Origin of the sequence: Clostridium sp. (assembly GCF_036642255.1) — a bacterium.
Classification (GTDB): Bacteria; Bacillota; Clostridia; order Clostridiales; family Clostridiaceae; genus Clostridium_J.
Window position 1 is genome coordinate 1 of record NZ_JAVWDJ010000019.1, and the last position, 21,141, is coordinate 21,141.

At 30.4% G+C, this 21,141-nt stretch carries 16 protein-coding genes; 6 read left to right on the forward strand and 10 right to left on the reverse strand.

Annotated elements, in window-relative coordinates; all coding sequences use genetic code 11:
• From RR409_RS11640 to RR409_RS11650, 3 genes are all read right to left on the reverse strand, one after another.
• Window positions 1–389 (reverse strand): FAD-dependent oxidoreductase (locus tag RR409_RS11640; protein ID WP_332557928.1); only part of this gene is annotated, 389 nt, incomplete at its 3' end.
• Between the two features lie 734 nt (window positions 390–1,123).
• Window positions 1,124–2,086, reverse strand: coding sequence for a 1,4-dihydroxy-2-naphthoate polyprenyltransferase (menA, locus tag RR409_RS11645; RefSeq protein WP_332557929.1), 963 nt, complete (start codon window positions 2,084–2,086; stop codon window positions 1,124–1,126).
• Between the two features lie 161 nt (window positions 2,087–2,247).
• Window positions 2,248–2,859, reverse strand: coding sequence for a LysE family transporter (locus RR409_RS11650; protein ID WP_332557930.1), 612 nt, complete (start codon window positions 2,857–2,859; stop codon window positions 2,248–2,250).
• A 342-nt stretch (window positions 2,860–3,201) separates the two neighbouring features.
• On the opposite strand from RR409_RS11650, the gene RR409_RS11655 reads away from it, so the two are divergent.
• Entirely contained in the window at window positions 3,202–4,590 is a 1,389-nt protein-coding gene (locus RR409_RS11655; protein WP_332557931.1) for a peptidoglycan-binding domain-containing protein, read from the forward strand.
• A gap of 322 nt (window positions 4,591–4,912) precedes the next feature.
• Here RR409_RS11655 and RR409_RS11660 read toward each other — a convergent pair whose 3' ends face one another.
• From RR409_RS11660 to RR409_RS11675, 4 genes are all read right to left on the reverse strand, one after another.
• Window positions 4,913–5,614 (reverse strand): Crp/Fnr family transcriptional regulator, encoded by a 702-nt coding sequence (locus tag RR409_RS11660; RefSeq protein ID WP_332557932.1) that lies wholly within the window; start codon window positions 5,612–5,614, stop codon window positions 4,913–4,915.
• A gap of 398 nt (window positions 5,615–6,012) precedes the next feature.
• Window positions 6,013–7,239, reverse strand: a complete 1,227-nt coding sequence (locus RR409_RS11665; protein ID WP_332557933.1) for an FprA family A-type flavoprotein — start codon at window positions 7,237–7,239, stop codon at window positions 6,013–6,015.
• Window positions 7,240–7,600: 361 nt separating this feature from the next.
• Entirely contained in the window at window positions 7,601–9,931 is a 2,331-nt protein-coding gene (locus RR409_RS11670; RefSeq protein ID WP_332557934.1) for an immune inhibitor A domain-containing protein, read from the reverse strand.
• A 381-nt stretch (window positions 9,932–10,312) separates the two neighbouring features.
• A complete protein-coding gene (locus tag RR409_RS11675) occupies window positions 10,313–12,313 on the reverse strand; it encodes an MASE3 domain-containing protein (protein ID WP_332557935.1) in 2,001 nt (666 codons plus the stop codon).
• 296 nt (window positions 12,314–12,609) lie between these two features.
• Between RR409_RS11675 and RR409_RS11680 the strand changes: the two genes are divergently transcribed.
• Window positions 12,610–13,197 carry a rubrerythrin gene (locus RR409_RS11680; RefSeq protein WP_332557936.1) on the forward strand — a complete coding sequence of 196 codons (588 nt, stop codon included), beginning with the start codon at window positions 12,610–12,612 and terminating at the stop codon, window positions 13,195–13,197.
• Between the two features lie 42 nt (window positions 13,198–13,239).
• Here the strand turns inward: RR409_RS11680 and RR409_RS11685 are convergent, their stop codons facing one another.
• On the reverse strand, window positions 13,240–13,530 hold the full coding sequence (locus tag RR409_RS11685; RefSeq protein WP_332557937.1) for a hypothetical protein: 291 nt from the start codon (window positions 13,528–13,530) through the stop codon (window positions 13,240–13,242).
• 347 nt (window positions 13,531–13,877) lie between these two features.
• Between RR409_RS11685 and RR409_RS11690 the strand changes: the two genes are divergently transcribed.
• From RR409_RS11690 to RR409_RS11700, 3 genes are all read left to right on the forward strand, one after another.
• On the forward strand, window positions 13,878–14,486 hold the full coding sequence (locus tag RR409_RS11690) for a TetR/AcrR family transcriptional regulator (RefSeq protein WP_332557938.1): 609 nt from the start codon (window positions 13,878–13,880) through the stop codon (window positions 14,484–14,486).
• Window positions 14,487–15,338, forward strand: a complete 852-nt coding sequence (locus tag RR409_RS11695; protein ID WP_332557939.1) for a GNAT family N-acetyltransferase — start codon at window positions 14,487–14,489, stop codon at window positions 15,336–15,338.
• Window positions 15,339–15,428: 90 nt separating this feature from the next.
• Complete coding sequence (locus tag RR409_RS11700) at window positions 15,429–16,685, forward strand: GNAT family N-acetyltransferase (protein WP_332557940.1); 1,257 nt, start codon at window positions 15,429–15,431, stop codon at window positions 16,683–16,685.
• A 121-nt stretch (window positions 16,686–16,806) separates the two neighbouring features.
• Here the strand turns inward: RR409_RS11700 and RR409_RS11705 are convergent, their stop codons facing one another.
• Window positions 16,807–17,499, reverse strand: coding sequence for a hypothetical protein (locus tag RR409_RS11705; protein WP_332557941.1), 693 nt, complete (start codon window positions 17,497–17,499; stop codon window positions 16,807–16,809).
• A 348-nt stretch (window positions 17,500–17,847) separates the two neighbouring features.
• Between RR409_RS11705 and RR409_RS11710 the strand changes: the two genes are divergently transcribed.
• Window positions 17,848–18,303: a spore coat protein gene (locus tag RR409_RS11710; protein ID WP_332557942.1), complete on the forward strand. Its 456-nt coding sequence runs from the start codon at window positions 17,848–17,850 to the stop codon at window positions 18,301–18,303.
• Between the two features lie 282 nt (window positions 18,304–18,585).
• On the opposite strand, the gene RR409_RS11715 is transcribed toward RR409_RS11710, so the two are convergent.
• A complete protein-coding gene (locus RR409_RS11715) occupies window positions 18,586–21,060 on the reverse strand; it encodes a WG repeat-containing protein (protein ID WP_332557943.1) in 2,475 nt (824 codons plus the stop codon).
• Window positions 21,061–21,141: the final 81 nt, after the last annotated feature.

Below are 21,141 nucleotides of genomic sequence, written 5' to 3' on the forward strand. Positions count from 1 at the left end.
GACCAAAGAGTAAATCCATTTTCTTTAACTCCTGGAACACCAAAGAATGCTGGTTCACTTCCTGTACCTATGATTAAATAATCATAATTGAAAGTTCCAAGCTTAGTAGTAACTACCTTCTTATCAGTGTCTACATTTGTGATATAATCTGTAACCACATTAACTTTTGTTCTGTTGAATATTTTTCCTAAATCAACTTGTACTGATTCTGGATGAACCCTTCCCCCTGCAACTTCATGTAGTTCTGTCATTAACGTATGGAATGGGTTTTTGTCTATTAAGGTTATATTTATGTTAGGATTTTTTTTGTATTTTTTAGCAAGCATTTTTGCAGCATGTACCCCAGCATAACCTGCGCCCAAAATCAGGATATTTTTTTGCTTATCCATTCATTTCACCTCATTAATTATAATTGATAAGTTATTAATTTAACACTTCATATTATATTAATATTGTACAATGAAATGTTAAAAATGTAAACAGAAGAATTTTGTTATTTTTTGCTAGTCCCTAAACAATTATTACAAAATATATAAAATAACTATTATATAGTATCGCCAATATTATTATACTTTAATTTTGTGGACTTTAATACTATTTTGTGAAAATTTTTACAATTATTTTTAAGTTCAACACTTTACATTCTTAAGATTTAGGCCGCTAAAATCAGAGACTTTTTAACTATATTAAAATTCAAATTACATATATGCTATTAAACACGGTAATTTAATTTCAACAGTTTATTATTAGCTTAACCCCCTACTATAATTTCTTATGTCCCCTGCTTCCTCACTTTAAATAACTTTCAGCTTTATCGTCTATACCTTCAATTAAAGAATAGACATTAATTATGCTTTAAAAATCCTAAGATTTCTCATAAAATCTTGTGAAAGAATAATTTTGTTTCATAAATATATCTCTTAAAAACATTTTTATTTATGAAATTACACACTGTGTGAAATTAATATGTTGTTTATGGATAATCTAATCACAATGCCTATTTTAATATTAATGATATCGATATTCACTCTAATAAAAAGGCCTATGCCCCCTAAATAATACTTTTAGTGGCATAGGCTAATGTAATGTTTCTTGATATTATAAATCAACAAATCTTATTCAATCATAGCTTAAAAATAAATTTAATTACGTTTACTGTAGTTATAATAATTAACAAAGATCCATTCATTATTATAAAGTTTTTTACCCCAAGTACAAAGGTCTCACTTTTAACTTGTTTTTTATAAAATATGCTCAAGTGTTTATTTACAGGAATTAGTGTAACTAGTGTAAGTAAACTTGCAATTGGCATAACCTGTAATATAACTAAAATCACAATGGTCAAATATCCAATGTAATATAGACTTTTAAATAGTGTTAAGGCAGGTTTCTTTCCTATATAATAAGGCAATGTAAATCTTTTATTTATTATATCCTCTTCTACATCACAAATATTGTTTACAAGCATTATATTTGCAATTCCACCTACTGCAGGTATGGATACTAAGAAAATATAAAATACTTCCTTTATATTAATAGAAAAGTTTATGACATAATTTTCAAAAACTAAAGTCACAATATTACTATCAAAAATATGGATATATACTGACAAGAATAATATTACAAATCCCATAAAAAAACCTGAAAAAATTTCTCCTAAGGGCATACGTGACAGTGGTATTGGACCAAAGGTATAAAGAATTCCTACCATAAATGAAACTGTTCCTATGAGTAACACTATGATATCTGTGTTGAAGGTTAATGCAATACCAAAGCTAGTAGCAATAAGAACTAAGCTAATTATAATAGCAACTACACTTGATTCTTTTAAGTTATCTTTTCCAATGATATTAGCCTTTCTATAACTATCATCCTTTGTCTTTGTAGCTTTTTTATAATCATAATAGTTATTAATGGTGGTGGTTGCCATATCAAAGGTAAGCAATGATATTAACATTATAATAAAATTTTCTATGTTAAAACTATCATACCTGTATATAGTAAACATAGTCCCTAAAAGAAACGGTATCATACTGGCTACTTTAGTTTGAATCTCTACTAACTTAAAAAAACTGCTTATGGACATATATGCTCCTCCTAATGTTAATGCTAACGTATAAAAATTTATTATCTTTAGAGACTTAAAAGTTAATTGACCCCATACAAATCCTATTTATTATAAAAGTTACTTTCGTTAAAAGTGATTAAGTTCTCTTTAACCTATAGGATATATTATTTAAAATAACTTTACATCATCTGTAGAAAATTATATCCTAGTTTTAATCCGTAATAAATAATAACTATCCCACAAACTATATTAATACCCTTAATAATGTTTGTATTAATCTTTTGTCTAAAAATAGAAACTATAGTTGTAAGTCCTATGAACCAAGTAAATGAAGCTAGACATACTCCTAAAATAAATATTACAGAGGCTTCTGCAGGCAGTGATGCTCTAAATCCACCTAAAAGTAATGAACCATCAATTAATGCTTGAGGATTAATCCAAGTAACCATAAAGCAAGTTGTTATAACTTGTCCTATAGTTTTATTTATGTCTACTTCTCTATTTAAGTTCGGTGTACTTCTTAAGAGTCCAATTCCAATATAAATTATTGCTAATGACCCTACAAATAATATTGACCCCTTAAGTAACTGTGACTTTTCCATAATGGCACCCATTCCAAAGAAACAAGCTAAAGCTAAAGATATATCAAAAAATATGGTGATTAATGCTACTTGATAAGCCCTAATTCTACTCTTTCCAATAGCTGTATTGATTACGTAGATATTTTGCATTCCAATCGGTGCTACATAGGCAAGTCCTAAAGTAAATCCTTGCAAGAAAAATTCTAACATTTGTTAACCCCTCCCCTAATTTGAACAAAAACTTAACTAAATAATAAGATGATAATAATAGCATGAAGTTTACTTCCTTAATTTTTTATGAAGAATCTCATTATAATGGTTATTTTGCATTTTAATTTCTATAGTTCTTCATGTAATGTCCTTTGAAATTTAATGTGTCTTAAATTTATATAAAAATCTACTACCTCTTTATATTATCACACCCCTATAAGTTAAAACTAGTGCAATAAATTCCCCCTTAATACTTACCTTTGCTTTTTTTTAAATATCAGGAACTTTTCACTTTTATCTTCATATAATATAAGGAATCATTATGTTATTTGAGGAGATTTTATGGCAGATATAGGAAGATTACAAGTTCAAACTTTCCGTGGAAATACCTTTGTTCCTGTTACAAATGCAAAAGTAACAGTTGTTCCTACTAGTATACCTTCAAGAGAAACTGCGGCCCTAACTACTAATGCTACAGGACAAACACAAGTCATAGACTTAATCGCTCCCAATGTAGAGCTTTCTTTAGATGAGAATAATACTACTGAACAACCCTATAGTACCTGTGATATTACTGTAGAAGCTGAAGGCTATGAAACTTTTATTGTAAGAGGATGTCAAATACTTCCTGACATTACAGCCTTACAAATCTGTAACTTGGAACCAAATTCAGCAATTCCTCCTTCTGAAGCTACCACAGCATCAAGAAGTTCTTGGTGGAGTAGGGAAATACTAGAGCCTACGAGAATTGTTGAAGTTCCTGCCAATAGGCTTTTTGGAAACTTTCCACCCAAAATTCCTGAGGATCCAATTAAACCCTTACCACCACCAACAGGCGGTGTGGTATTGAATCAAGTGGTAGTTCCTGAATTTGTAATAGTTCATGCAGGAGTTCCAACCAACGCTTCCGCTCCAAATTACTGGGTAAGATTTCAAGATTATATAAAAAATGTAGCCAGCTCTGAAATTTATGCAACCTGGCCTGAAAATACTATTAGAGCTAACATATATTGCATATTATCCTTTACCTTAAACAGAATTTACACAGAATGGTATAGAGGTAAGGGCTATAACTTTGATATTACAAATTCCACTGCTTTTGACCATGCCTTTACTTTTGGTAGAAATATCTTTGATAATATTAGTAGAATCGTTGATGAGATCTTCACCACTTATGTGAGACGAAGAGGTGGGAATCAACCCTTATTAACGCAATATTGTGATGGAAGGCAAGTTCAATGCCCAGGCTGGTTAACCCAATGGGGAAGTAAGGATTTAGGGGAACGTGGCTTGGCTCCTTACCAAATCCTAACCAACTTCTATGGGACTAATATTGATTTGGTTCAGGCACCAAGGGTGTCAGGAGTGCCTAAGTCCTATCCTGGCTATACTTTAAAAATAGGAAGTCGAGGGGAGCCAGTTAGAACTATTCAAACTTTCTTAAATAGAATTTCTCAAAACTATCCTCTCATTCCCAAAGTTGCAGTAGATGGTGCCTATGGTCCTGCAACAGCAAATGCAGTGAGAGTATTCCAAAGTATATTTAACCTCCCTCAAACTGGAGAAGTTGATTATGCAACCTGGTATAGAATCTCAAATATTTATGTTGGAGTCACAAAAATTGCAGAACTTCGAAGAACTATAACTCCAAAAGAAGAAACAGGTGTTTTTATTCCACCAGTTCCTTATAAAGGTACTATAAATGTGCCTACTGTTAGTTATAGAAAATAATATCAACTCTACTATTAATAAATCTTAAATAAAGTAAATCTAATCAACTTGCCTGTAAACTTCTATTATTTTTACCTTCTAAACTTAATATAAAAAGGTAGCAGTAAAAATAAAGTGTATACCTTGTAAAAGACACTTTATCCTTTCTCTACCTTTTTCTTATAGGTTCTTCCTTTTATTAACTAATGGCAAAATCATATCTTCTAATTATTTTTAGAATAAGACTCAATTTTCACCAAAACTAATTATAGATTTAATTATCCTTATCTTAAATTTGTTTCATATCTGAAAAGCATGCTAAATAAAATCCCTGAAACTACAGTTAAATTAAATCCCTTAGTGACTCTTCCTCTAAAATAATTACCTTTTTAGTGCCTACAAGTTCTATAAGGCCCTCTTCTTCAAATTTTTTCAACTTTCTACTTATGGTTTCTCTAGCTACTCCAGTATAGTTAGACATATCTTCCCTAGATATAGGTAATTCTACTTCTACTCCTTTAGTAGTTCTCTTTCCATAGCTTTCCATCATATCAACTAGTAAATAAGCTAGCCTGGATTCCACATCATTAGTTGCCAAATGTTGTGCCAAGCTTTCTACTTTTGAAAGCCTATCACCTACCATTTCTAGTATCTTAATACCTATTTCAGGTTTTTGTAAAATTATATTTCTCATCTTATCCTTAGTTAAAGTGCAAATTTTTGTTGGAACGATAGCTTCCGCACTGAAACCATATTCTGAATTCTTAAAAAGATTTAATTCTCCAAAGAAATCACCATCAGACAAAATATGTAGGATTTGCTGCTTTCCATCCTTAGTAAATTTAAACAGTTTAATTTTTCCTTCATTTATGAGGTATAGAGTTTGTGCCTCATTACCTTCTAAAAATATGTTTTCACCCTTTTTATAGGTGTTGTGTCCTGTAGTCTTAACTATTTCTAGCAGTTCTTCGTGGGTTAGGTTTGAGAATATGGGTACTTTACTAGCACAAAGTTCATTTTTACATCTATCACAATTGCAACTCATAATTATCCCTCTTTTCACCATAATGAGAATTAACCTATATTATGTAAAATTTCATCATCATTCATCCTTGTATACTGGTTTAAAAAACATTTATTCGGATTTCAACAACCAATGTATTTCATTAAGCTCAATTTACTTAAATAATATCTCATGATTTTTAACTATAGGAAATAAATGTTTTATCATATAAGCATTCTATAAAAAAACAAAAGTAGCAATGGATTTTATATCCACTACTACCTTTATTATTAATTATTTGAGTTAAAACTGCAACATGAAATTTATTGTGATTATTTTTTCTATTATCATATTCTGATTTTTGTTAGATATATCCTATCCCCTTCTATAAATGTGTATACGTTAAGTTATAGGTATTACATTTCATAACCTAATCAAAATTATCCAACTAACATTTCACTTATAACATTTACTGATTGTCTAAATTTATTTACCTCTTCCTCTACTGCAAACTTAACTCTTATTGGAGCTTGTACATTGTCCATTCCAGTAGATTTTATAATAAGAGAGCTTTCTAAAACTTTAAGGTTCGTTTCTTTTAAATAATCATTGATAACTTCTATAGCTTCACCACTCCATCCATAAGACCCAAAGGCAACCCCTACTTTTGAACTTAAATCCATACTATTAAGTTCTTTTAAAATTTCTTCAATTTTTCCTACCATGTCGCCATAACGAGTAGAGCTTCCAAAGAATAAAATATCTGAGTTTAAAATTACTTCTTTAGCATTTTCCACATCCACATCTTCTTTTACATTGATAATTGTAGCTTCAATTCCTTTGTTCCCTAAGGCTTCTCCAATGTAATTAGCTAACTTTTTAGTGTTGCTTGTCATAGTAGAAAATAATATTGCAGCTTTTTTGTTAACTGTTGAAGCTTTACTCATGTTATCATAAGAATCAATGTATTTTTTAGCATCATTTCTTAAAATAAATCCATGAGAAGGTGCAATAATTTCTATATCTAACTCTCTAATCTTTTCAATCATATCTTGAACGTAATTTTTATGTGGATTCATAATAAGACTATAATAAACATCAAAGTCTGTTGTAATGTCTTCAGTTGCCAGGTCATTAAATAAATCATAAGTTGCTACATGCGTACTAAATATATCGCATGGATATAGTGTTTTATCCTCTATAGCGTAAGTTACCATAGTTTCCTCTGTATGAAGATATGGTGTTTCTAAAAACTGTAGAGTTTTTCCACCAATATCAAGAGTATCTCCATCTTTTACTATTAAGAACTCTCTGTTATGAAGTTTATACATTTCTTTTAGTTCTTTTACACCTAATTCAGTGGCAACTATCACCGCATTTTTTGCTTTGTTTGCAAGCACAGGAAGTGCTCCTGAGTGATCTGGTTCTACGTGGTTAATTACTATATACTTAATTTCTTCTAAGTTAATATATTCTTTTAAATTCTCAACATACTCTCTTCCAAAACTTATATCCACTGTATCAATGATTGTTGGTTTCTCAGTTTTTAATAAATAACTGTTATAAGTTGTTCCCTTTTCTAGTACTAATCTATGAAATGGCACCTTTCTATCATCTACATATCCTACCCAATAAGCATTTTTTACAACTAATATATCTTTTTTCATTTTTATTTCCTCCCTTTAATTGCTTAATTTTATTTCTAAATCTCAAATTTTATTTTTCAATTCTCTTATATTAACTTAAAAATTCTTGAAACTTAATATCTAGCTCCAAATTCTTAAATATTCTTTTGTGTTTTGATTTTGTGTTTCACTTCATGACTTTATTATAGGAGGATTCAAACTTTAAATCTGTGATTGAAATCAAATTGAAAAACTTTATAAAAACTTTTATATAACATAAAAAATAGGATAGAAAATTAAATTTTCTATCCTATTTCTTTTAATAATACTTTTTAGAATTAATTTTTATTTTCTATGATATCTGCAATCTTAGATACTATAAATTGAAATCTTTCAACTATCTTTATCTTTTGATTACTAATGTAGACCAAGAGTTATCTTCAGCTTGCTCAGCAATTTGAATCTTTAATCCATAGTTAGTAAGTTTACTTCCTAGTGTAGGTATTTCTGTATTTGAATAATTTTTACTATCATCAAAGTTTGGCTCTGTGAAAATATATTCATCTACAGGTGATCTTCCTAAAACTTCATCTGTGTTAACTGTGATAGCAGCTTCTTTGTATTTGCTGAAAGCTGCATCATGCATTTGATATCTTCCGCTTGCTAAGCTAGAAGGTGTTTTTCCATCAGCAAATCTCCAAAGTACGCTCTTTTGATCAGCATCTACTACTCCTAAGAAGCCTTCTCCCGGATGAACACCTCTCCAGTTATCAGTATGATATTCATCTACATACCAAACCACCATTCCTGGATCATATGATAGCGTTTTTCCTAATAATCCAATGTTTGAAAGACCCTTATCTACACCATGATGATTTCTCCATTCAACTAAGTAATAGTGTGGAGCAAATACAGAGCCTGTATTTTTCTCAAACCCTTGGAATATAAATGCTGGAGTTCCTTCAGCATTATCTGATAGAATTTCATTAGTCCCTTCTACCAATTTAATATCATCTACATAGAAACCTGCTCCAAAGGAATAAGAGTCAGTCTCATACTCAAATTTAACTTCTATATTCTTACCTGCAAAACCACTTAAATCAAAAATCCCATCTACCCATCCATTAGATGCTCCTGTAATCCCATGAGGAACTACTACATCTGCTTGAGGGTCATGTTTATCTGTGGTTATATTTCCTTGAACATATGACCATTCACTAGCGCCCACTTCCTTAACTTGCACAGTTGCAAAATCCCATCCTTCTTCAATATCATACCAAGTCTTAAAGTTAAGCACTGGGTTTGTAGTCTTAGTCAAATCTACTTTTGAAATCATATTGGTTTTCAATGGCGCTCCATCATGTCCTTTTCCTCCCCAGTAAGCATATTGACCACTTGCTGGTTTAGTAATTACATGCTGTTTTTCCGGAAGATTTATTCTTACAGCTTGTCCTTCTTCACTAGCTTGCTTTAAATTTACTCTTGTGCCGGCTCTAGAAATTTTATCATAATCAAGAGTAATTTGTTTTTGCCAGTTTCCACCATAGTTTGCTTGGAAATATTGTTTTGCATATGGGCTAAAACCTGTTGGTTCTGTTCCTCCAATCTTTCCTGCCCAGCTCCCTGAAGACATAATTGACCACATAGAAATTGGTTCTCCAGAAGATGATGTATAGTTTGTATCATACTCATCTGGCAATCCTAAATCATGACCAAATTCGTGAGCAAACACACCCGCTGCTCCATCTTCAGGCTCTATTGTATAATCATATGCCTTATAATTGGTTCCTGGTATTGTATATAGTCCTCCTAAATTCCATCTATGCGACCAAATAGCATCAGAACCTAAACTTCCACCCCCAGCTTCTTGTCCAACACCAGCATGAATCACCATTAAATGGTCGATGATTCCATCTGATTCATTGAGGTTTCCATCTCCATCTAAGTCATATCTATCAGTTTTATCAAAATCAGCAAGATTTATATTGGGATCTTTTGCTAAAAGCTGTAATGCATGAGCAACAGCATTTCTTGGTCTTATATCATTAGAGCTTCCTGATTCTGCACCATAGTAAGCTGCAGCTTGAGGTAGTGTGTACCATCCAGCTACTTTACCATTTATTTTTAAACTTCCTCCTGATTGCTCCTCATAGAACTGTTTCATTGAAACAAACTTTTCTCCATTTGGACCCTCATATCCATCTTCTCCAAATATCATATCTTCAAAGTGCTTATGACTATAGTCCCCATAGTACATGTCACTTTCATCAGGTTGAATGCTATTGTGCTTATAATCCTGGAAGTCAACAAGTAGTGTTAATACATTAACTTCTTTTGGATTAGTATCTGGTTGACTTGGGTCAAATTTGTACTTTTGAACCTTTTGATTTTGTTTCGCTTTAAGTTCTCTGTCCATTTTAGTTGGTTGTTGATTTTCATTTGCCTTAGCACTATCTTGCATATACTTTATAAATATTTTTCGTGCTTCTTCATATGAAACATCCTTATCAATTTTCCCTTCCTTCTTCAGCATCTCAATAATTTTCTCTTCATTAGCAATGGATAAATCCACAGGGCCACCATTCTTAAAACTTGAGATGTCATCAATAGCTTGTCCTATTGATTGATTTGGAATTATGTTTTCATTTTTAAATAAAGACATCGATGCAGTAGTTGAAGAACTCGTAAGGATTGATAAAGACAACATGGTTGCAAGTAATTTTTTTGATAACATAATATTCACTCCCCTTTGTGATTTTATTTTTATAGCTCGCCTTGATGCTTTTATGAACATCTTGTTAACATTATATTACAGTTATTCAATGTAAAGCTATTATAGTTTATCGAACTTTTACATCATTTTTTTCAGTATACACTTTATGATTTTATGATTTTTCACTCAATCAACATTTTTCTCCTATGTTTAGTTAACATTTAATGAATTATTATTAATATTTTAAAGTTAAATAATAACTTTAATAAAATTAAAATTATTATTTAACTTGCTTTAAATCATAAATTCACTATTATTAGCAAATAAACTTAAAATTCATTAAATAAAAAACCAAGTTATGTAAGTAATTTTACACAACTTGGTTTTTTATACAAAATCACCCTATGGGTAAATATCAGAAAACTCAATGTTCATCATATCCACATATCTTTCTTTTCCTTGAATATCAATGAATGTTTCTCCATCTTCTTGTGCCACTAACCTTACCGGGAGTTCTATTATAAATTCGCTACCTTTTCCTGGTTCACTTACTGCAAATATGATCCCACCATGCATTTTTACAAGAGAGTGTACTAATGCTAAACCTATTCCACTGCCACTTGCATTTCTAGATAAGGTTTGTTCCACCTGATTAAACCTACCAAAAATCGCATCTAACTTTTCTTTAGGTATTCCCACCCCAGTATCTTTAACTGAAATAATTATACTGGTTTCCTTATCCATTATTCCTACAGTGATTTCTCCACCATTATCTGTGAACTTTATAGCATTAGACAATAAATTTAAAATAATTCTTTCAATCATATTGGCATCTGTTGCCATAACTCTCTCTTCTATATCTGTATCAAATACTAAGGAAATACCTTTACTTTCAATGTACTCTGCAGTGGATAAGGTTATATCCTCCACTATTGATATAATATCAGCATTTTCTAGATTTAACTTTAAAAATCCAGTATCTATTTTCGTAATGTCTATTAAATTGCTAATTAATTTTAACATTCTATAACAATTTTGTTTAAGAACATGACTATGTTTATTAAACCCCATTTCCTTTATGTTTATAATATCATTTTTTATTTTACTTTCCATTAACTGTACTGTACTAAATATTAAGTTTATTGGTGTTTTTAACTCATGGGATAAGTTAGTAAAGAAATCCCTCTGCAAGTTATTAAATTGTATCTTTTGCTCAACTTCTTCTTTAAGCCTTTCTGATAATTTTTGCGCAGTTATATCTTTAATCATAATAAATGCACATTCATCCATCTCATAGTTATAAGGCATTATGCTAAGCTCTACATAAATCTCAGTACCATCAGCCTTTAGAAACTTTATTTCATAACCCTCTACAACTTCTTGCGATCTTAAAGCTTCATTAAGGACCTTAAGTCTCCCTATTTCATCAGGATGAATAAACTTTAATATTGATTTTCCAATAACTTCACTATCAATAGAATAGTTAAACATTTTTAAAAAACATGGATTTGTTAATAATATTTTATCTTTACAATAAAGAAGTATACCATTAGGAGAAGTTTCAAAAAACATTCTATATCTATATTCACTTTGTTGCAATGCTGTGTATGGAGCTTTTATGTTAACCTCAACTAATGATTTATAAATACAATAAAAAGCTAAAAGCTTGAAGTGATGGCCAATCACATTAGAAAGTCCATATACATCTATATAAAGCGTAAAACATAATTCAGCTATAATACTGAAAATTAGATAGGCTTGTAAATACTTAAGAGTCGTTGCATTGGTTTGAGATTTATTTTTATATAAAATAAACATATTAAGCAAATAAATAGCGCAAATAACATACTCACTATAGATCTTAAAGGGTGTCAAGCCAATCCCTTCAACAAAACAACTTGGAAATATATCAAACTTAAATATAGTTATAAATAGAAAAATACAAACAAGTCCATATCCAATAAGTACATTTTTATATTTTATTTTTTTTGTAAATAGCATTAGAGCTAAAAAAATTGAAATGCTGTTTATATATCTTGATATAATCCACATTTGGGTTGGCAAGTCAGGTCCATAACCTACAAATACCCCCATGCCTTTATACGCTAAAGTATGGAGCCCATCAATCATGGCCACTACCCCAAAGGATACTCCTACTATTGATATCGATGCATTTTTATAAAACCCATTAGTATTAGCAACAATAGTGAATATCATAAGTGCTACTAATACACACAATATTTCAATTATACCGTGAAATAACAAATAATTTTCAAAACTCAAATAGCTCATACTAGAAAAAAATAAAACTACACAAATGGATTTTATAAAAAAGTTCTTATCGATTTTTAATGTGAGATCTCTTTCCTTGGTTCCGCTATCAATTCCTAAAAAGTCATTCATAAAGCAAGTCCTCCCAATCATTACTTATAAAGGGTTTTTGGAGTTATAAAATAATATATACTTATTAAATATTCCCAATATTATCTATATTATTAAAGTTCCACCAATATTCGTCAATAAATCACTTTTTCCCTTTCTTTTTTTAAAATGCAACAACCTAAGGGGTTATAATATAACTTATTCACCAGTTTACAGATTATTAATGACTTATAAATACCATTTGTATAGAAATTTTATCATTCTATATTGTATAATATTAATAATAATTATTATTTAGATTTTAGGGGGATGAAGTAATGAAAAACTTAAAAGGTACAAAAACATCAGAAAACTTACTTAAAGCTTTCGCAGGCGAATCTCAAGCAAGAAATAGATACACCTATTATTCAAGTGTAGCTAAAAAAGAAGGTTATAACCAAATTTCTGCTCTTTTCATGGAAACTGCAGAGCAAGAAAAAGAACATGCTAAAAGATTCTATAAATTTTTAAAAGAGCAAATGAATGGAGAAGGAATCGAAATTACTGCTACTTTTCCGGTAGGATTAAGTAGTGATACTAAAACAAACTTAGGTTATGCAGCAAATGGAGAAAACGAGGAGTGGACTGAACTTTACCCAGAATTTGCAAAAGTTGCAAGAGAAGAGGGCTTCCCAGAAGTTGCCACAGCTTTTGAAATGATTTCCAAGGTAGAAAAATTCCATGAAGAAAGATATAGAAAATTACTTTCTAACATTGAAAACAATACAGTATTTAAAAAAGATGAGGCTGTAATTTGGAAGTGCGGAAACTGCGGATTCATATTTGAAGGAACAGCGGCTCCTGAATTATGCCCTGCTTGTGTTCATCCAAAGTCATACTTTGAAGTATTTTGTGAAAACTATTAATCTTTAAAACGCCCCGTACTATTTTATTAGTATGGGGCACTTTCATATCCTACTTTCTAAGTGGGATATATAACACTTTAACTCATTTATTTGTTCTTGTAGATTATTAATTTCTTTAAATGAATCCTGGTTTGCATTGCTATCACAATTATCCTCTTCATTACTCTCTTCACTTTGCATTTGTTGATTAATTAAAGATATCACATCTGCAATTATATAAAGCATGCCTGCTACAACAACTTGTTCCTTAGCATTTAATTTTCTTGCCACAATTATAGCTATTAGTACTGATAGCGCTATTATTTGGTTTGTTGAAAAACATTTTAAGTCCATCTTTAAATCCTCTAGTTTACATACTTATGCTATATCTTATTAAAGATTTAAGATATTGTTAACTATTTATTTTAAATCCTTATTTTATATTTAATTTAATACAATTTATAAAGTGCAATGTTGAGATAAAACAATTATTAATAGCACACTTTTGAGTTAAACTATAAAACATATTCGCAGAACCCTAATATTATATATTTCCTTATAAGTCACCATAAAATAGTATCAAATAAAAACTCTTATTATTCTTACATATACTACTACTCCTTATTGAATTGTAAAAATACTAATGATATAATAATAAAAACCGACCAGTCTTTTTTATTTATAGGAGGTGATAAATTTACATGCCTAAAATTAATGAAGAAACAAAACAAGAAAGAAAATCCTTAATAACAAAACACGCTTTTAAAATTTTTTCCGAGAAAGGCTATTCCCAAACTACTGTTGATGATATCGTATTATCCTCTGGAGTAAGTAAAGGTGGCATATATACCTATTTTAAAAGTAAAGAAGAAATTTTTTTAGCAATAGCAGAGGAGCGACTTAATAATAGAAAGCAGTTAATAGAAACCTTTAATGCTAGCATGACCAGCAAGGAAAAAATAACTGAATATATTCATTGGATATTAGACTGGGTTATTGATGAGAAAAACATGCTTCAACTTAAATTCACCTTTGAATTTTGGTCAGTGACCTCACGGAATGAAGCCATAAAAAACTTGGCTACCGAAAGATATACTCAAATATCTAAAGACTTATATAAGTTATTAGAGGAAGGTGTCCAAAGAGGTGAGTTTAAAAGAGACCTAGATATAGAGTCTAATTGCTATATAATCTTGTCTTCTACCGATGCCATAGGATTTTATACAGGAATAATGGGACTTAAAGCAAATACAAATATAATCAACAACTTATTAGATATGATTTTAAATAATATATGTGGGGTGGAATAAATGATAAATTACATGAAATGCTCTGAGACAAATATGGACTTGATTTTTCAGGCCTTTACCATAGGATTTTCTGATTATATTATAAAACTTAATATGCCTAAGGATGTTTTTGTAAATAGATTCTTTGGACCTGAGGGAAATTCCTTAGAACACTCTCATATAGCTCTACATGGTGATAAAGCTGTCGGGGTTGTGCTTGGGGGAATTAAAGATTATGAGGGAATTAAAACTATGAGATGTGGAACCTTAGCAGTTCATCCCGAATATAGAGGAAAAGGAGTAAGCCAAAAACTTATGGAACTACATAGGGAAGTTGCAGTAGAAAATAATTGTAAGCAACTGTTCCTTGAAGTTATTGTTGGTAATGACAGAGCTATCAATTTTTATAAAAAACTTCAATATGAAAAAATCCATGATTTAGCTTATTTCTCTCTAACTGACTTATCCACATTAAAAAACTATTTTAATCCACATATCAACATTAAAGAAGTTAACTTTGTGGACTTAAAGAACATGATAGATATTCATAAGGATTATCATATAAATTGGCAAAGTGATATTGATTATGTTGAAAAAGTGGAAACCTCTCTTTACTACGCTGCTTATGAGGGTGAAAACTTAGTAGGATATCTATGTGGAAACACCATGGGAAAAGTAAATTTCCTTTGGACTTCTAAAGATTATAGATTGAAAGGAGTTGGGTCAGCACTTTTAGGTCACTTCTGTAATAAAATTACTGAGCCAAAACTTTCTATAACTGTTCCAAATAATAGCCTTTTAGAAGGGTTTCTAAAACGTATTGGTTTTAAAAGAGATGCTATCTCTCAATATGAAATGTATCTTACCCTATAACTAAAAAAATTTATTATCGTATATTAAGTGATGCTTCGCATAATAATATATGAACATTAAATTTTTAATTGTAATTAATGGGGTGAGATCGTGTATTTAATTAGAAAACTATGGAGTGATATGGATTTTAGAGACTTTGGGGAAATTGATCTTAATTCTTATCCTGGATTAAAAATTAATTCTATAGAGGAAAAGAATAAATTTATTGAAAATATTACAAGGATTCATAAAGAAAATCCTTATGTTAAGTTTTATGGTGCTTTTAATGGTGATACTATGGTTGGGGGTATGAGATTTCATGATTTTAAAATGAACCTATTATCTCATAAAATCTCTGCCGGCGGCCTTGGTTCAGTAGCTGTGGATCTATTACACAAGAAAGAAAAAGTTGCTAAAGAAATTGTTTCTTACTTTATAGATCACTACAAAAATTTAGGTGCCTCCATGGTTTTACTCTATCCCTTCCGACCAGATTTTTATAAAAAAATGGGTTTTGGGTTCGGTGCTAGCATGAGTCAGTATAAGATTAACCCAGCTAACCTTCCAAAAGGCCCTTCAAAAAGTAATATAGTATTTATAAAGGAAGAAGAAGCATATTTACTATTAAATTGCTATAATAGAACCTTTGAGTCTACCAATGGATTAATAGAAAAATATGAGCAAGAGTTTATTTCTAAGATTAAAAATCCTAAATTTAAGGTAGTGGCTTACAAAAAATATAATATGGTTCAAGGTTATATTTTCTTTGAGTTTAAGCCGAGTGAAGAAGGAAACTTTTTATTAAATGATATGGTTATAAATGAATTTATCTTTGAAAACAACCATGCCTTAGATGAACTATTAACTTTCTTAAATAGTCAACAAGATCAAATAAGACATATAATTGTTAATGTACAAGATGAAAGTTTTAGATTTCTTTTGGATGATCCAAGAAACGGTAGTAATAATATGTTTACTCCTGTATACCATGAAACTAACATTCAAGGCACTGGAATCATGTATAGAGTTATAAATACAAAAGCCTTATTTAAAGACCTTAAACAACATAATTTTAATGATGTAACTTGCAGATTGAAGTTAACTATCAAAGATACCTTTGTTAGCGAAAATGATGGAAGTATTGTTATATACTTTGAGAATGGTATAGCTTCTTTGAGTAATAAAAATGATTATGATGTTGAAGTAACTCTTGATATAGCGGACTTTTCTTCCTTAATAACTTGTTCCGTTTCCTTTAAAAGTTTATATAAATATGGAAAGGCCCGAATTTCAAATAAGGATTATATCAACACAATAAATCAGATATTTTCCACTGATGACAAGCCTATGTGTTTAACACAATTTTAGAATAATGATACCAAAATGAACTAATTATAACAAATGCACTATGAACATTATTTGTCTTCAATAACGTTCATAGTGCTAATTTCATTGATAGAAAATGAATATATTCATAAATTAACTTAAGCTATAATCCTTCACAATCAGCTTTTTCTGCCTTCTCTGCTTTTTTAACAAGTTTTTCCTTAATGTATTTAAAATCCTCATCTATATATCTATGCTTTACAATCCCTACATTAAAATTAAATATTTTAAACATGAATTGTACAGATGGTCCCATCATAAAAGTCATGATTAAAGTCCCTATGCCCAAAGTTCCGCCTAATATATATCCAACAACCACTACAGTTATTTCAATGCAACTTCTTATAAACCTCACTGATTTACTTGTCTTTTTAGTAAGAGCAATCATGAGCCCATCTCTAGGCCCTGCCCCCAATCCTGCACTAATATAAAAGTATGATGCTGCTCCAATAACCAATAACCCTAGCACCATCATAATTATCTTTAATATTATGTTTTCAAAGATAGGAATCATATCATTTAACATTAAAATGTCCATGAATATTCCTATGAACATCATATTTGCTATAGTCCCCCAACCAACTCTTTCTCCAAAAACAGCATTCAATACCACAATAGTAAACCCTGCTAACATACTGGCTTGCCCCATGGTTATTCCTACAGAATTTGAAAAACCTTCATGGAAAACATCCCATGGTGATAGTCCTATGTTTGCATTAATAGTCAGCACTATTCCCGTAGCATAAAGGAAAAGCCCAAAAAATAATCTTACGATACGCATCATTAAACTTTTCATATTTTCTTTCCTTTCTTATATCAATAATTTATAAACTAATACAAAACTATAAGACCTTTAAAATCATTAACACCTAAAGTTGATCTTATTAGAATAAAATCCTTCTACTTATAATTATAATTCAAGATTCTAAATTTTTATATAGAGTTTCTTCTGATTTCTATAAAAGAAGCTAACAAAATTTGATATACAGCAAAATCTACTATCACTTTGTTCATTATCACTATTTTCCATACATTATTATAAGATCCGTATATTAACAAAGTAATATGATTTTTTATAAATAATTCCTTTCTTTTATGGAATACTACAAATAACCAATTATTATTTTGAAGGGAGTTTTTATTAATGCTTACAAACAAAGAAAAAACTTTAATTGAAGACAACTTAAATGCTGAATACTTATGCATAAGAAAATATGAGCAATATGCTGCTATGGCATCAGACTCACAGTTGAAGCAAGTCTTTACTGACCTTGCAAATAAAGAACAACAACATGCTACTACCTTAGAAAATATGTTAACTCAAAATGGTTCAAGTACTGATAACTTATTTAGCAGCTATACTAAACCTCAAGGTGATTTATCTAACATTCAAAATAGCTTAGGAATTACAGACGCTCAACTCTTAAATGATGCTCTTAGTACTGAAAAGCATGTTTCTAGCTCATATAATACTGCAGTTTTAGAATCTGTAGACTCAAATATTAGACAAAAGCTTCAACATATACAACAAGAAGAACAAGGTCATGCTGAAACCTTATTCAAAGAAATGCAATCACGAGGATGGTATAAAACATCTTAATAACAATGTGTATACAATAGTATCTCTATATGAATATACTCAGGTTTAGATTTACATCACGTTATGAATATACTTTTAATGAAGAACCAACCCCCTATGTAATTTTACATAGGGGGTTATATTTTGCTAAACTTAATAAATTGGAACTTTCTTATTTTTTATACATTCATATAGTATCCTGAAATGATTAATTTAAATGCTTCAGTACTATTTTAATCTTATTGGGTTATGGGAGGTTCATTTCATTTAGTTTACAAAGAAATTTTCTGCGCCTAAATTACTTTAAGAATGAAATGACTTCCAAAAATCACCTTCAATATTAATAATATCGACAATTTCTGAAAATGGTATTTTGAAAGTAGGAAATCCAGCGGCAAAAGCAGCAATTTCATAGGGTTGAAAATAGATATTTAGTTCATCTTCATCTACATAGAATGGCTGATCTGTTCTTATTCCCTTATAAGTATCAGTAAAAATATATGAGTTTTCACCCATATTTTTTATTTGTTGCCCCACTATATCACTAAGAACCTTTACATAGTTGCTTTCTTCCTTAAATAAATCCTTTAATTCATATATATCCCCTGTTAATAGATTTATATGAGCATACACATCACTAGGCATGCCATGAGCTGCCCCAAAGTAATATTCATATCCATTAAGATTTAAAACTAAAAGATTCTCCTTGAAAAACTCTACTGAAAAATCTCCGGAATAACTATATTCAAGTTGAGTATCACTTTCAATAGGTTTAATAGCAGACAATTCCTTCAAGTTTTCATTTACATTATCCTCTGCTGCTTTGCTTTCCATTCCTTCTATTTGAGGATAATATACTAAATAATCCTTATTAGGTTTATATTTTACTTCTACTACTTCATATTGATTGTTAAGTGGAATAATTGTATTTTGACTCCAAATTACATCCCCATCCTTACTTAAATAAAAAGTTCTAAGATCTATATATCCTTTAATTATATTTCCATCTAAGGTTAAAGTACCCTCACCATTCACTATTGGTAAATCCTCTTGAACTTTTCCATTGGTATCTATGAAGAAGGTTTTTTCTCCGTTAGAAACAGATGCTAATCCATTATTGAAATTTGAAACATCAAAGTAACTGAACTCTGTAAGTAAGTTTCCTTCAATATCTCCAATTGCATAAACAGAACCCATGTAAGGCTTCTCCTCATCAATAGCTTTACCTATGGCCACCCTTCCTTGCCCTAATAAGTTTATGTCATTATATATAGGGCTAATTATAAAATTGCCCTTATTATCGATAAGTCCAATTTTGTTTGAAAAGCTATCAGATGCATTAACTACAGCTCTTCCTTCCTCAAAGGCACTGGCCCACATGAACTCTGGACTTATGATTATATTTCCCTGGTAATCAATATATCCATATTTGTCATTTCCAATAGGCTGAAATACCAATAGTTCTTCATTCATATTGCCCACAAAAGCATAATTATAAGTAGTTATGATATTCCCTTGAACATCAATCATTTCATAAACATTATCTTTTACCTTCACAATAGCCCTGCCATTTTTGAAATCAGTTCCTGACTCAAATTGAAGGGGAATTACCTCGTTCCCTTCTCTATCTAAATATCCGTAAAGGTATTTTCCATCCTCCCTATTATTTGCAAATAATGCACGCCCGTCTTCATAGGTTCCTATGAAACTATAGGCTTTCGTGGTCAATATCCTTCCTGTTTCATCTATTACCTTAAAACCTTCATCATCAATTACAGCTGCTCTTTCCTCCGCAAAATTTCCTATACTACCATATATGGGCTTCACAACGTATTCACCATTGGCATCAATTATCCCCTGAAGGTTGTTAGCTCCTACTACTGCAACACCATTTTTTTGAAAATCCATTGCATAGTCAAAGTTAGGTTTAATACGGAGATCCCCTTGTGAGTTTATATACCCCCATCTTAAATTTTCTATTGTTTTTAACGATGCAGGATACAATTCTTCACTTCTACGGGATATTCTTTCTTGTAATTCTGTTTTTATTTTAATCAACTTTTTCTTAGAAGGGAATGGATATGGTGATTGTAATGCCTTGTTGATTGAAACTAATGCCTCATCATAGTTTTTTATTTTAATTTGAGCATCAGCTAAAAAATACCAATAGAATAATAATTCAGGGTTTTCTTTAAGCTTTTCCTTATAGTATAATGCTACCCTTTGGAAGTAATGCTCGTAAGTACCTGGATCAATCACTAACTCCCCGTCCTTCCAGCTGTAAACCTGAATTTCATAAGCTTCTCCAGTAAAATGAGACCATAGTGCTACTTTCGCTTTGTGACTCTTGCTTTTTTTCCCACCTAAATATCCCACTTCGATTTTACTAAAATATAAATTTTCTTTCATTAAATCTTTAAGTCCTTTATCTGTCCATTGGAAAATACTAAGTGCAGACCATATTGTACCTATTTGCCACCCAACAATTAATTCTCTACTATTGTTTTTTATTATTGGTGCAATACCTAAGTATGTTATATTGTAACCCTTTCCCCTAACGGTTTCTTCCTCTTTCCAAATCCCACAATAATTCTTTAATAATATTAAAAAAATTTCATCTTGATATCTATATGCAGCAATTACTTCTTTTCTTCCATCTCCATCCAAGTCACCCATTATAATGGCTGGACCTTTACAGGGTTCATCTAGTATTAGTACTTCACCACCCGCAGGGATAAACTCTTCTATAAAATTACATAAATACATTAAACTCGTCATAACTAAAACTCCTCACTAATTACTACTCTTAAATATTTTATGATGATTTTCTTAATTTGTGAGTCCATTGTATCTAACAGT